The following is a 14,208-nucleotide window of genomic DNA, read 5'->3' as shown; positions in this document are numbered from 1 at the left end:
GGAAGACCTTCGGCTCGCGGACGATCGCGCGGCCCATCGCGACGCGCTGACGCTGGCCGCCGGACAGTGCCTTGGGCTTGCGGCCCAGGTATTCGGTCAGCTCCAGGAGCTTGGCCGCCTCCTCCACCCGCCTGGCGATCGTGGCCTTGTCGATCTTGGCGATCTTCAGGGCGAAGCCCATGTTCTCCGCGACGGTCATGTGCGGGTACAGCGCGTAGTTCTGGAACACCATCGCGATGTCGCGATCCTTCGGCGGCAGGTTGGTGACTTCCCGCTCGCCGATGTAGATGCCGCCGCTGGAGACTTCTTCCAGGCCGGCGAGCATGCGCAGCGCGGTGGACTTGCCGGAGCCCGAGGGTCCGACCAGCACCAGGAACTCCCCGTCCGGTATGTCCAAGTTCAGCTTGTCCACGGCGGGCGAATCGGCGCCCGGGTAGAAGCAGGAAGCATCCTGATACACAACACCAGCCATGGCGTTCTTCCTTTCAACCGGCAGGAATGTGCCGGACAATCCGAAATTGAAAGTGAGGCGGCGCGGTAGCGCGACCGGATCAACGGTAGAACCCGCGCCGTGATTCCGCGCGGTAAGGCCGTCGGCCACCCCTGACGTGCCCTCGCATGATCACCTAGATCCACCGGGATCCAGAACTAGGCGATGTTCACCGATGCGGACCTTGATCACGCCGAAGAGACTGACGCCAGGCGGCTGCTGAAGCGAACGCTGCCGGGATCGAAGGAGTCACCTCATGAAGGCGCTGGTTGCTCGATGCGGTGATCGACCTGGCGCGCTCGGCCTCGGCGCGCCGGCAGGCACTTGGCGTACCACCATCCACGAACCGTGAGGAACACATGACACTGAAGATCACCGTCATCGGCCGCGGCCACGTCGGGGGCGGCCTGGCCCGCTTGTGGCGGCAGGCCGGGCACGACGTCACCGGGCTCGGGCAGGACGGCGGCGACGCCTCGGACGCCGACGTCGTCGTGGTGTCCGTCCCGGGGCCGGCCATCGCCGCCGCGCTGGCCGCCGTCACCGGTCTGGCGGGCAAGCCGACCATCGACACCTGCAACATCTACGGCGAGCGGCCCACCGGCCACGCCTCGCTGACGCTCCAGATCAAGGAGACCATCGGGGGACCCGCCGCGAAGTCGTTCTCCACCAACTTCGCCTCCGCCTACGACGAGATCTCCAAGCAGCGGGTGACCCCGACCAACCTGTTCGTCGCCGAACCGGAGATCCGCGCCCTCACCGAACGGCTCATCATCGAGGCCGGATACGAACCGGTGTTCGTCGGCGACATCGACCCCGGGGCCCGCCTCCTGGAGGACAGCTCCGGGCTTACCCGCGCCATCGCCGCGGAGCTCGGTCCGTTCTTCTACCGCTACGCGAGCGTCGGCGACCTGTAGGACGTCGGCTGCCACGAATCGTGCTCGCCGCTCATCAGGACCAGTCTCAGGGACAGTCAGCGAAGAAGGATCCGCATGCGCAACCATTTACCGCCTCCCAGGATCGAATACTGGGAATGGCAGGTGCATGCCGCATGCCGCGGCATGAACGCGTCCGTTTTCTACTCGCCGGCCCACGAACGCGGGAGCGCTCGGCAGCGCCGGGTGGAACGTGCCCGGGAGATCTGCCGGACGTGTCCCGTGAAGGAGCCCTGTGCCGCGTTCGCCGTCGCGACGCGGCAGGCGCACGGGGTCTGGGGCGGAATGTCAGAACACGACCGCAGATCCTGACCGCAGATCCTGACCGCAGACCCTGACCGCAAATCCTGACCGCCCACGGGTCAGCCTACAGATTCGCCTGCGGGCTCACCCACGGGTCCGCTCACCTCGTGAGCGGCAGGTCCCTGAGCTGCCGCCGCGAAGTGATGTCGAGCTTCTTGAAAATGCTGCGCAGATGCGCGTCGACCGTCCGCGGGCTCAGGAACAGCTGGGTTCCGACCTCCTTGGACGTGGCGCCCGTGGCGACCAGTCGGGCGATCTGGAATTCCTGCGCCGTCAGCCGGCCGGTACCACCCCGGGCTGAGCGGCTGCCGACAGGTTCTCCCAACACGCCCAGTTCACGGGCTGCGCGCGCCGCGAACCCGTCCGCACCGATCTCCGTCAGCGCCGCGTAGGCTTCGCGCAGAACGGATCGGGCAGCCTGGCGGCTTCCGGACCGGCGCAGCCATTCGCCATACAGAAGCCGGGTCCGTGCGGTGTGCAGACGCCCCTCGCTGCGTTCGAAGCTGTCGATCGCCGCCCGGTACAGGTCATCGGCCGTCGAGCCCTCGGCGACGAGCGCCTGGCAGCGGAGGTCCACCCCGGCGGCCCAGTCGGTGCGGTTCGCACTGGTCCGTTCGGTGAGCATCGCCACCATCGGCAAGGCCAGTTCCCGCCGACCGGACCGGACGGCCGCCTCCACGAACTCGAGCGGAGTGCAGGAGTGGAAGCCCATCTCGTCGAGGTCGGCGGACGGCCGGCAGGCCGCCAGCGCGTCGTCGTACCGGCCGAGACTGTTGAAGAACACTGCCTGCGCGAACTCGATGGCGGTGACGAGCCGGCCCTCACCGCGTTCGACGGCGCCGCAGCGAGCGGTCCGGGCGAGCTCGGCTGTCCGCTGCTCGCCGCGCCACGCGGCGAGCGTCACCTCGACATGGTCCAGACCCGGCGCGCCGATCTCCGCGGCGATGGCGTACGCCTCCGCGACGTTCGCCGCGGCGTCGTCGAACCGTCCGGCGTGAATGTGCGTGAGGGCCTGGTAGCTCAACGACACCGGAAGGGCGGCCACCGCCCCGCTCGAACGCGAGGACCGGACCTGGCGGTCGGCCAGCGTGCGCCAGGCGGCGTCTTCGAACAAGTCCATCGCCACGCTGCAGGCCAGCCACACCTCGCCCGGCGAGAAGGGGTCGTCCTCCTCCTTCACATAGAGGTCGACAACGTGGCGAAGGAGCGGCGCGGCTTCGGGGAATCCCGATGCGACCTGCGTTGTCAGGCCGTCGAGGAGGAGGTCGAGGGGTCGCGCGGGCTCCGGGGCGGGAAGCACCGCTCGGGCCCGGTCGGCCGTCTCCAGCAGGCGCGGGCCCTCGGTGAACCGGCCGACGAAGACCGCGGCGGCGAGGGCCTCAAGGAAGATGTCCCGACCAGCGGCTTCGTCCAGCGACACCGTCAGGTCCGCGGCCCGCTGGAGTCCGGCCACCGCGTCGTCGCTGCGGGCCACGTCGAAGGCGATCCGGGCCCGGAGCGTCGCGCTGCGGGCCCGGCCGGCGGCGTCCAGCGGTCCCGCGTCGGCGACGGACAGGAGGTCCAGCGCGGTATCGGCGGCGCCGGCGTCACGCTTCGCGCAGGCGGCGGCGAGCGCGCGCTCGGCACGGCGTGCCGGTTCGGGCGTCAGCTGGGTCGCCGCCTCCAGGAACGCGGCCGCGGCGGCGATGCCTCCGCGCGCCTGGGCCCGGCTCGCCGAGAGTTCGAGCGCATCGGCGACGTCGGCGTCCGGGCCGGTGGCGGCCTGGGAGCGGTGCCAGGCGCGGCGGTCCGGTTCGTCGGCGTCGGTCATGGCCTCGGCCAGCGCGCCGTGCACGGCCCGGCGGTCGGCGAGCGAGGCGTCGCGGTAGACCGCGGACCGGACCAGCGGATGGCGGAACCGGACCCACAGCCCGAACGTGATCAGGCCCGTCTCCTCCGCGACGGTCGCCGCGCTCGGGCTGATGCCGAACCGTTCGGCCGCCCGCCACAGCAGAACACTGTCTCCGGTCGTCTCCGCCGCCGCGGCGAGCAGCAGGAGCCGGGCGTCGGACGGCAGTCCCCGCAGCCGCGCGCGGAAGCTCTCCTCCACCTTGCCCGAGACCGGGACCGCGTCGGGTGCGGCGAACCCGCCGGCCAGGTCCGCGCCACGCGGCAGTTCCAGCAGCGCCAACGGGTTGCCTCGGGCCTCGGCGAGGATCCGGTCGCGGACCCGGCCGTCCATGTGCACCCGGATCCGCGATCGCAGAAGCCTGAGGGCGTCCGGCTCCGCCAGGCCGGTGAGGCGGATCTCGGGAAGTCCGGCCAGATCCCCTTGATCCGCTTGATCCGCTTGATCCGCGGGTTCGCGGACCGCGAACAGGAACGCGACCGGCTCGTTCTGAAGCCGCCGGGCCGTGAACGCCAAGGTCCGCGCCGACGCCTGGTCCAGCCATTGGGCGTCGTCGACGACGCACAGCAGCGGCCGGCTCGCCGCGGCCTCCGACAGCAGGCCGAGCACGGCCAGACCGACCCGGAACCGGTCCGGGACGCCGTCGCCTCCCATCCCGAAGGCCGACTTCAGCGCGGCGAGCTGGGGCGCGGGGAGGTTCTCCAGACCGGCGAGGACCGGCGAGCACAGCTGGTGCAGGGCAGCGAACGCGAACTCGGTCTCGAACTCCACGCCGCCGACCCGCAGGACCCGGACGCCGTCGACGGAACGCACGGAGTCCAGCAGAGCGGTCTTGCCGATCCCCGCCTCGCCTCGCACGACGAGCGCCCCGCCCCGGCCGGCCCGCAGCTCGGCCAGCAGCCGGTCCAGCTCTCCGGACTCGGCATCCCGTCCGACGAGCTCCGCATCGGCACTCGGCGCGTGGCTTTCCCGCCAGTAGTTCGTGCTCGTACTCGCACTCACCGGCGCCTCCGAACCCGTTCCTGCCGGCCGCCGGGTGCGGTGTCCGCCCGTGCCGCCGCCCGCCGACCCCTGTGGCCGGGCGATGATCTACGATAGGCCCATTGGTCGACAGCCGGTGAATCCTGGCCAGTCCGGGGCGAATCAGGACTCGAACGCCGCGTCGAGGTCCCCCAGCACGCCGAGCTGTCCCATGATCACGGTGCCGGACGGGTAGCAGTCGAAGCGCTTGATCTTGCCGTCGACGAGCTCGAACACGTCGCAGCACGGCGCGTCCATCCGGTTGCCGGTCGGCTTGAGCTCGCCTTGCGGCAGGTGCAGCGGGCCTTGGTGCGTGCCCTGGAGCCGGAGCTGGACCACGACGACGTCCCCGGTCACGTACACCCGTTCCAGCTCGCGGTGCATGTCCGGGAACGCCCGCGCGTAGTTCTCGACCTGCTCGGGGAGTCCGTCGGGGCCGCTGAAGACGACACCGATCGACATGTCGGTGAACGTGCCGTCGGGGGTGAAGGCGTCCACCCATCCCGCGAGGTCCTTGACCTCGGCGACGCGGTACGCGTTCCGGACGATCTGCTCGTTGTCCTGGGTCATGGCTGTCACTCTCCTCGTCAGGGGTGGACCTGCGACCCGATGCCGAGGCTGAGCCGGACGGCTTCGAGCAGCACGAACGCGTGGCTCTCGGTGTAGACGTCGGCGGCGGCGAGCACGCCGGTGTACTTCTTGACCACGGGCGCGGCGGCGTACCGGCACTGCGCCGCCTGGTACTCCTTCACCGCGGCCCACGCGTTGTCCCCGTACTTCACGAAGAACGGGGTCGGGTCGATGGTGGCCAGGGCGGCCTTCACACCGTCGATGATGTCTGCGATGTACTGCTTGTACACCAGCATGTCCTGGCGGTCGCCCAACCGGCCGATGTGTCCGCCGATGAAGTGCTTCCACGGGTAGGCCAGAGCCTTGTCGGGCGCCGCGATCGAGCCCAGGACGTCCTCGTTCAGGTTGAAGTTCTGGAAGGGGACCCAGCCCGGCAGGTTGATGTCGACCAGCATCAACGTGTCGTGGTCCGGGAAGTGGATGTAGATGTTGTCGGGCGTGTGGTTGGTGCCCAGGAACGCCAGTTCGATCCGCTCGCCACCGACGCGCAGTGTCCTGTGATGCTCGAAGGTCTCGTCGGGGAGCGGTCGGGTCGGGTCGTTGTCCCGCTTCAGCTGCGCGCGGGTCTCGGCGTGGGCGATGCGGGTCACGTTCTTGCCGAACAGCGACGAGGCGCCGAGGTGGTCGGCGTGGTGGTGGGAGTAGACGATGTGCGTGACCTTGTTCGACACGCCGTTGGCCGAGGCGATCTCGTCGATGGCGCGCTGGAGGTTGCCGCCGATCGTGGGCGGCGCGTCGAACAGCACCACGCCGTCCTTCGTGGTGAGGAACGCGGCCTGGTAGGTGGAATCCGTGACCCAGTACAGGTTCCGTTGGATCCGGCCGACGTAGTAGCCCTGGGCGTTCAGGGCCGGGCCGAGGGCGGACTGGGGGACTGGCGCGTAGTCCGGCAGGGTCGGGTCGTCGGCGGTGGCGGTTTTAGTGGCGGTGCTGGTGGCGGCGGCAGCGGCCGGAGTGGCGGTCAGTACGCCGCCGGCCACGGCGGACAGCGCCGGGACCGCGGCGACGGTCGCCGACCTCGTCAGGAACGAGCGGCGATCACCGGGGGTGTTGAGCAGGGACATCGTTCTTCCTCTCTGGGCACTGCGACTTCGGAAGGCCGGCGGAACGGCCGCGTCGACGCGGGCCGCCACTCGATCGCTCATCGCTTGTCCAAGACTCACAGCGGGTCAGGTGAACGCTCATCACCCGAAGTAGGTGATTTCGCGATCTCGACGCGCGGTCGCGGTGTCCGATCCGGCTCGGCGGCCCGGTGTGGCACGTGCCGCAGAACGGGGTAACACCCAGGAACGCCTCGTCCCGAGGCGGTGCCACGGCGACCGATCAGCGATCAGCGATCGGAGACAGAGGCCAGAGACAGGGACGGAGACAGAGACGGAGGCGGTGGCGGGGTGGAGGTGCCGGGTCGTCTGCGCCTGATCGACCGGAACAGCCTGCTGGCGATGCTGGACCGGGCGGTCGCGGGCAAAGTCACCATCATCACCGGACCTGCGGGAAGTGGGAAGACGTCGTTGGTGCGGTCGTGGGCCGACCGGGCCCAGGGCTTCCGGCCGCTGTTCACCCCGGTTCAGCGCGATCAGCAGGATGCCCAGATCTTCTGGCTGTCGATGCTGAGCGCGGTGCGGGGTACTCCGGCGGCCTCGGACCAGGCCCGGGCCCAGGCCGGGGCGCCGGCGGCCGCCCTGGACTTCAGCGCCGCCGCGATCGTGGAGGAGATCCTGGCCGAACTCGCCGCCGTCGAGGAACGCGTGGTGCTGATCATCGACGACGCGCACATGCTGCGCTCGCCGGAGGCGGCGGAGCAGCTGACGAGTCTGCTGACCCGGCTGCCGCCCGGCGCCCGGGCGATCCTCGCCGCCCGTCGGGATCCGCCGCTGCGCTTGCACCGCCTGCGCCTGGCCGGCGAGCTGATCGACATCCGTGCCGAGGACCTGCGGTTCACGCTGGACGAGACCCGTGAGCTGCTCGCCACGGCGGGTGTCCGCCTGTCCGAGACGTCGGTGCGGCTGCTTGTCGAGCGGACCGAGGGCTGGGCCGCGGGGCTGCGCCTGGCCACGCTCTCGCTCGTCGATCACCCCGATCCCGAACGGTTCGTCGCCGAGTTCAACGGCAGCGACCGGACCGTCGCGGAGTATCTGATCGCTGAGATGCTTGAGCATCAGGGGCCGGAGGTGCAGAGCATGTTGCTGGCCACCTCCGTCCTGGACCAGGTGAACGGCGAACTGGCCGACGTCCTGACCGGCCGGCCCGGGTCCGAGCGGATCCTGCTGGAGTTGGAGGACGCCGGCGCGTTCGTGATGTCCCTCAATCCCGAACGCACCTGGTTCCGCTACCACCACCTGTTCGTGGACCTGCTGCGTCTGGAGTTGCGCAGGACCCTGCCGAACGACGTCGGCGACCTGCACCGCCGGGCCGCCGAATGGCTGGCCGGGCATGGCCGGATCATCGAGGCGGTGCGGCACCGGCAGGCGGTGGGGGACTGGGCGCGGGCCGCCGGCCTGCTCGCCGACCACTCGTTCGGGATGATGCTCGACGGCCGGGAGGAGTCCATGCGGGAGCTGCTGCGCGCCTTCCCCCGGACCACCGAGGCCGACTTCCCGGAGCTGAGCGTGGTCCGTGCGATGGTCGACCTGGTCTCCGGCCGCCTCGGCGAGGCGGAGGCGCATTTGGCCGCGGCCGACGTCCGGCTCGGACAGGCGCCTGCCGAGCGCCGCGGCCGGCTGGACGCGGCGGTGCTGTCGTTGCGGCTGTCGCTGGCTCGGCAGCGCGGAGACCTGGCAGCGGTGATCAGGCAGGCCGGATACCTGGCCGGGGCGGCGATCGGAGCGCCGGCCCGAGCGCCGATTGGGGTAACGACTGAGGTGCCGACCCGAGCGTTGACCGGGGTGCCGACCGGAGCGCCGACCGGAATGGCAGGCGGCCCGTCCGCCGCTCCGCCCAGCACCCCGCCCCAGACCCTGCCCCGGACCCCGCCCAGGACCCAGCCCGCGCCGCCCGGCGCCGATCTGCGAGTGGTCGCGCTGCTGAACCTGGGCGCCGTCGAGGCGTTCAGCCTGGGCTCGCCGGACGGCGAACGGCACCTGCTCCAGGGCGCCGAGCTGGCGCGCCGCATCGGGCGCCCCTACCTGGAGGTGGCTTGCCTGGCCCAGCTCGGCTTCGCCTCGAAGCTGCCGCATTTCAGCCGGGCCCGGGAGCGCTGTCAGGAGGCGATCACGGCCGCCGAGGCGTACGGCTGGGGCACCCTGCCGATCCTGGCGCCGGCGCTGACCACCATGGCCTGCACCCTGGTCTGGACCGGCGAGCTGTCCGCCGCCGATCGGCAGCTGCGCCGCGCGCGCCAAGCCCTGGACGGCTCCGGCGGCCCCGACATCCGTACCCTGTTCCATCTGGTCGACGGGATGCTCCAGGCGGCCCGGAACCGGCTGCCCGAAGCCCTCGCCGCCTTCGCGACGGCCGAGCAGGCCCAGGCGCGTCTGACCGCGCCGCACGCGCTGACGGGATTCGTCAGCGGATGGGTGGCGGCCACCCGGGCCCGGCTCGGCACGCCCGAGGCGGCCCGGGCCGGGTTGGCGCTGATCGACCGTCCGCTGGCCGACTCCGCCGAGATCCGCAACGCCTGGGCGGCGGTCCGGCTGGCCGAGGACGACCCGGCGGAGGCGCTGGTCCGCACCGCGCCGGTGATCGACGGGGCCGCCGCCGCCATCCACGTGGCGACCGTTGTCGAGGGGCACCTGCTGCGTGCCCTCGCGTATCGGCGCCTGGCGCGGGAGGACCAGGCCCGCCGGGCGGTCGGCGCCGCGCTCGCCCACGCCGAACCCGACCATCTGGTGCTGCCGTTCCTGCTGACCGGCGCCGGGCGCCTGCTGGGCGACATGGCACGGCGGGACCTGCCGTCCACTCCGCTGGTCGACGACATCCTCGCGGTGGTGGCGCCCCGCCCGCCGTCGCGGCCCCGGCTCCGTCACGAACCGGCGGTCCCGGGCCTCAGCCGGGCCGAACTACGGGTACTGCGTTATCTGGACACCAACATGTCCCGGGCGGCGATCGCCCGCGATCTGTCGGTGTCGGTCAACACTGTCAACACCCAGATGCGGCACATCTATGCGAAGTTGCAGGCCGGCGACCGCTCCACCGCCGTGCGGCGGGCCCGCGAACTCGGACTGCTGACACCGGGGTCGATGAGATAACGGGCCCATAGGGCTCCGGCGTCGGCACACGTCGCCCTTGTCGCCCTTATCGCAGCTCCGGATCCGCCTCATCATCCGAGCGCCGCAGCCTGCCGACGCCGAGCAACCGGAGGTCGCGGGCCCGCTGCACCGCGGAGGAGCGGTCGGTGGCCTGGAGCTTGGCGTAGATGTTGCGGAAATGAGTGCTGACGGTGTTCACCGAGACCGACAACTGGTCGGCGATCTCCGGCCGGGAGAGATGGGTCGGGAGGTAACGTAGCACCCGGAGTTCGGTCGGACTCAGCTCCGGCATCGAAGGCGGCTGCGGAGAATCCGTGGTCTGCGATCCTTCAGCTGCGGCAAGGATGTCCGCTATCAGGGAGGCATGGCCGGGCTCGGGGTCCGGCACGGCCGCCAGCAGCTCGCCGACGCCACAGGTGAGGAAGGGCAGGATGATCCGGTCGTCCACGGCGAGGTCGAGAGCCCGTTCGAGGCTGTGGCGGACGTCTGTGTCCTGACCCAGATCCCGATGGGCGAGTGCGGCGAGCAGCCAGGACTCCACCGTGGTGCCGGCCTGGATGGCGGCCACGGCCTCTCCGGCGTCGGTTACCGGCGCCAAGGCGGCCAGCGCTCCCGCCGCGTCCCGCAGGGCCAGACAGCTGACCGCCACGGCGTTGCGGAGCTCCGGGCAGTCCGGCAGGGGAGCCGGCAGCGTGGCGATCTGCTCGCGCGCCAGTTCGGCCAGTTCGGCCGGCGCGGCCGACGTGACCGACGTGACCGACTCGGCCGACCCCGGACGGCAGCGGGCGGCCAGCATCTGCCCGGTGACGAAGCCGGTCAGCGCGTGGCGTTCGGGCAGGCGGGACTGCATCTCGTCGGCGGCGGTGAATCGCGCCAAGGCCTCGGCCGGCCGGCCTCGTCCGGCCAGCAGCATGCCCTCCACCAAATGAAGCAGAGTCCTGATTCCGGGGCCGTCGTCGCCGCGCAGACACCGCCGGGCCCGCTCCAGCACCTCCTCGGCGGCGTCGAAGTCGGCGGACCAGACCAACGATTCGGCCAGCGTGATCAGTGCCGGGGCCAGGATCGTGGCAGTGCCCCAGGAGTGTTCCTCGGCCAGGGCGATCGCCTGCTCGCACAGCTGCCGCGCGCGGGTGAGCGACGTGAACTTCGTCGCGTAGCCGAGCTGCGCCCGGCAGGCCACCTCCAGGTAGGGCCGGCCGATCCCGCGGGCCAGCTCGGCGCCCTCGGACAAGTGGCGCGCGCCGTCCGAGGGGCCCAGCGCCCAGGCCTCGACGATCCCCAGGTTCATCAGGGCCAGTACTCGCAGGTCGGCGTGGGACGAGGACGGTTCGCCCGCCGGGCCGACCGGGGCGTCGAGCACTTCCGCATGGCGCAGCACGTCGGCGAGCTGTCCGCGGCGGCGGGCCAGGGAGAGCCGGACGGCGGTCGTCGCCGGGGCCAGCCTGCGCCGGCGTTCGGGGTCGGCCTGCCGGAGGAAGTCCTCAAGCCGTGTCAGGTGCGCGGCGGCGTCGTCCAGGCCGCCGTGGGCGAGGTCGACCGCTGCCTGCGCGACGCTCAGCTCCGGATGGTCGGCGCCGTCCGGATCGGGGAAGGCGTGCAGCAGGGACTGCATCGTCTTCTCCTGCCCGTCGAGGATCATGCTGAAGGCCTGGTCGGCCAGCAGCGCGGCGGCCTCGTCCCAGTCTCCGGCCAGCTGCCGGTGCCGGACGGCCTCGACGGGCTGGCCGCCCCGCTCCAGCCATTCGGCGGCGCCGCGGTGCAGCGCCGGCATCTCCCCGGGCAGCCGCCGTCGCAGCTCCAGCCGCAGCAGGTCGCCGAACAGCCGGTGGTACCGGAACCAGGTCCGCTCGGGGTCGAGGGAGACGACGAAGGCGTTGGCGTCCTCCAGACCGAGCAGGATCCGCTCGGTGCCGGACCGGCCGGTGAGCCGGTCGGCCAGCGCGCCGTTGACCCGGCGCAGGATCGAGGTCCGCAGCAGCAGCTCCTGGACGTCGGCCGGCTGGCGCTCCAGCATCTCGGCGACCAGGTACTGCGCGACCGCCCGGCTGCTGCCGCTGAACTCGGCGACGAACCGCCGCGGATCGGGGTGGCCGGCCAGCGCGACGGCGGCCAGCCGCAATCCGGCGGCCCAGCCCTCGGTACGCTCCATGAGCTGGGCCAGAGCCTGCTCCGGCAGGTCCGTCCCGGACGCGGCGAGCAGGGCCCGGGCCTCGTCCCCGGTGAAGCGCAGGTCCCGGGCCCGCAGTTCGGTCAGCTCGCCGACGAGCCGCAGCCGGTGCAGCCGCAGCGGCAGGTCCCGCCGCGTGGCCAGGACAGCGTGCGCCCCGTCGGGCAGCTCGGAGAGCAGGCGGGTCAGATGCGCGGCCGTCTCCGCCGATATCAGCTCATGGACATCGTCGATCGCCAGCACGATCCGGCGGTCGGGAGCGGCATACGCGGCGAGCTCGGCGAGAATGAGGTCCACGACGCGGGCGGCCTCGAAGTGCGGAGTGGTCGGCGCCGGCTCCCGGCCCGCGCGCGACACCGGGTACCGCACCGCGTCGAGGACCGACAGCCAGAACGGCTGTGACTCCCCGCGGAACTGCTCACCGGGGATGTAGGCCACCCGCCCTGGCTGGCGTCCGGGCCCACCGCCCTCGGCGAGGTCGACCCAGTTCCGCAGGAGCGACGTCTTCCCGCTCCCGGCCGGCGCGCTGATGACGGTGACCTTGCCGGCCGTCGCGGCGTCCAGCAGGTTGAGCAACCGATCCCGCGCGATGAGCTGTTGATGCGTCGGCCCGCCTGCGGTCACCTGCGTTCCCTGCCGGATCATCAACCGCTTGCCGACCTCTCATTGGAAGCTGTCTCCAACTCGACCGGACCGTGCACCAGAGTGTCAGGGTACACAATCACCGAGTCAAGGTGATGACTTCCCAACAGAGTTCCTCAGCGGCGACGATCAGGAGATCGTCAGTTCCGACCTCACGACGTGTTGGGTCTTGCCACGCACCACGTCGACGACCCAGTCGTAGCCGGCATAGCTCGCACCTCCCGCGATGGCATACCAAAGGTGATCCGGCACCTGGGTGGCGACCGCAGTGGCCGCCGGGACAAGCCCCGCTTTGACGAATCGCCGAGTAGGGCCGGGTAGCTTCGCAAGGTTTAGCGTGAGGAGGGATTCGGTATATCGTCCCTCCTTCGCGGCTTGTTTGCTGAGTGCTATGGCATAGCCCTGGAATCTGCGTCTGACCGCTTCTCCGGCCGTGTCGGAACGAGGGTCCCCGCGCCACTCTTTGAGCGCGTCGAGGTAGGCCCGTCCGGCCTCGCCGTCTCGGACCGCTAGCAGCTTGTATGGGTCCATTCCCAGCAGTACGGACGGACGCGGAACCTTGGCGGTCACCGTCATCTCAAAGATCTCCGTCTCCGGCAATGACGGCGGCGTCGACGCTTCGAGTGAATTCAGCAACGACGGAGTGAGATCAGGATGATAGGCAGGGAAGTTGGGCATCGCGCCGAACGCGCGTGCCTGGTTGTAGGCGTAACAGTCGGTCATCCAGCGACACAGAGCCTGCAACGCCTTCAACCGCTCAGGAGCCATGGGCACCTGGAACAGCTGACTCACGTCATCGATCCGGACACCACGAAGGCCCAAAGACTCACCAAGGGCGGCCATGTAAGACCCGCGCCGGAAGCCCGACTGGTCCCGGCCGCGCGCTTCGTTGAGAACGTCGTGCCGCCACTCCCGACTCTCATCCCACATGCGCCGCATGCCCGGGGACGAGCTGGGCGGCTCGTCGCCCTCTGGCTGCAAGAACGAAATCATTCGGCGTTCGTACATAGCACCGACACTCTCGGTCGGCCACGGAATGAACGTGAATGCGCCAGAGCTCTTTCCCGTATCGGCGGCGCGATCGAGATGCGCGCAGATATCCCGGCAATCAGTGGGTTCGAGCAGTCCGACAATGCCCGATTCCCGGATGATGTCGTACGCTGTCCGGAACGAGTCGCAATCGGGATCCCGGAACGCGCTGATGATTACTCCAGACGCGACGGCTGCCGCCATCAGGCTCGGCCGATCCTCGCGTATGGCGGCCTCGACGTGACCATGTAAGCCCTGAGAGATAAGGTAGTAGACATCGGGAACGACCGCCGCGGTCTCGAAGAGGACGTTGGACAGCAGGCTGCGCTCGAATGCTCGCTGACGCCGCTTGGCGGGAACGAATGCTTCACATTGTCGATCGAGCACAGACATGTGCACCGGGCTCGGCGGATCGGCTGCCGGTTTAGTGTTCGAAGACATACCGTCACCTCTCAACGCAGTGAGGCTATCGCGGGCCACTCGCCAAAGACAGGCCTCGGCTATTGACAGACGTCTTGCCCGCAATGCGCACCCACATTTGGCGAGCTGATTCAATGGACCGGCGGCAGTCGGCAGGTGAGGGCTATGGCTCCGGTCGATCTCGGATTGGGGTCGCGCTGGTGGTTTCCGGTGCGCGGTCGATGTAGGTCGGCGATGACGGCTGGTTGTGCTGTTCCGGCTCACTGCTCACCGCTTGCGACATCAGCACTCTGAGCTTTACCGCGGATCTGACTCCCTCTCCACTTGCCCTGACCTCCAACGGAACCCGGTCGCCCAAGACCGGCCGTGCGGCGCGCCGGCGCTGCCGTAGCCTCCTACCTGGTTTCGCATCGTCGTGTCCCGCGCTGGATGACTGGTGTGGACTGGCCAGCGGCAAGAGGGCCCAGCCTGTCCTGCGCCGACCGTCTCGGCGCGGCATG

Annotated in this window: 9 protein-coding genes; 3 read left to right on the top strand and 6 right to left on the bottom strand. The window is 70.4% G+C overall.

The window, feature by feature from the left end:
- On the bottom strand, window positions 1-472 hold a 472-nt coding region (locus ABD481_RS25840), incomplete at its 3' end, for an ABC transporter ATP-binding protein (protein WP_344668339.1).
- 377 nt (window positions 473-849) lie between these two features.
- On the opposite strand from ABD481_RS25840, the gene ABD481_RS25835 reads away from it, so the two are divergent.
- Window positions 850-1,404 (top strand): NAD(P)-binding domain-containing protein, encoded by a 555-nt coding sequence (locus ABD481_RS25835; RefSeq protein ID WP_344668338.1) that lies wholly within the window; start codon window positions 850-852, stop codon window positions 1,402-1,404.
- 75 nt (window positions 1,405-1,479) lie between these two features.
- Entirely contained in the window at window positions 1,480-1,734 is a 255-nt protein-coding gene (locus tag ABD481_RS25830; protein ID WP_344668337.1) for a WhiB family transcriptional regulator, read from the top strand.
- Between the two features lie 91 nt (window positions 1,735-1,825).
- Here ABD481_RS25830 and ABD481_RS25825 read toward each other — a convergent pair whose 3' ends face one another.
- The 3 genes from ABD481_RS25825 to ABD481_RS25815 form a co-directional block, all read right to left on the bottom strand.
- Window positions 1,826-4,522, bottom strand: coding sequence for an AAA family ATPase (locus ABD481_RS25825; protein ID WP_425559288.1), 2,697 nt, complete (start codon window positions 4,520-4,522; stop codon window positions 1,826-1,828).
- A 234-nt stretch (window positions 4,523-4,756) separates the two neighbouring features.
- Window positions 4,757-5,203, bottom strand: a complete 447-nt coding sequence (locus tag ABD481_RS25820) for a nuclear transport factor 2 family protein (protein WP_344668335.1) — start codon at window positions 5,201-5,203, stop codon at window positions 4,757-4,759.
- Between the two features lie 17 nt (window positions 5,204-5,220).
- On the bottom strand, window positions 5,221-6,327 hold the full coding sequence (locus ABD481_RS25815; RefSeq protein ID WP_344668334.1) for an MBL fold metallo-hydrolase: 1,107 nt from the start codon (window positions 6,325-6,327) through the stop codon (window positions 5,221-5,223).
- Between the two features lie 327 nt (window positions 6,328-6,654).
- Here ABD481_RS25815 and ABD481_RS25810 point away from each other — a divergent pair, with 327 nt between their 5' ends.
- Entirely contained in the window at window positions 6,655-9,450 is a 2,796-nt protein-coding gene (locus ABD481_RS25810) for a winged helix-turn-helix domain-containing protein (RefSeq protein WP_344668333.1), read from the top strand.
- Between the two features lie 46 nt (window positions 9,451-9,496).
- Here ABD481_RS25810 and ABD481_RS25805 read toward each other — a convergent pair whose 3' ends face one another.
- Together ABD481_RS25805 and ABD481_RS25800 are read right to left on the bottom strand one after the other, a co-directional pair.
- The gene (locus ABD481_RS25805; protein ID WP_344668332.1) at window positions 9,497-12,241 is read right to left on the bottom strand and encodes a helix-turn-helix transcriptional regulator; all 2,745 of its coding nucleotides are present in this window, start codon (window positions 12,239-12,241) and stop codon (window positions 9,497-9,499) included.
- A gap of 147 nt (window positions 12,242-12,388) precedes the next feature.
- Window positions 12,389-13,729: a hypothetical protein gene (locus ABD481_RS25800; RefSeq protein WP_344668331.1), complete on the bottom strand. Its 1,341-nt coding sequence runs from the start codon at window positions 13,727-13,729 to the stop codon at window positions 12,389-12,391.
- Window positions 13,730-14,208 lie beyond the last annotated feature (479 nt).

It is taken from the genome of Catenulispora yoronensis (assembly GCF_039531695.1).
Taxonomy (GTDB): domain Bacteria; phylum Actinomycetota; class Actinomycetes; order Streptomycetales; family Catenulisporaceae; genus Catenulispora; species Catenulispora yoronensis.
Note: the sequence above shows the minus strand (reverse complement) of the source record. Positions and strands in the feature narration are given on the sequence as shown.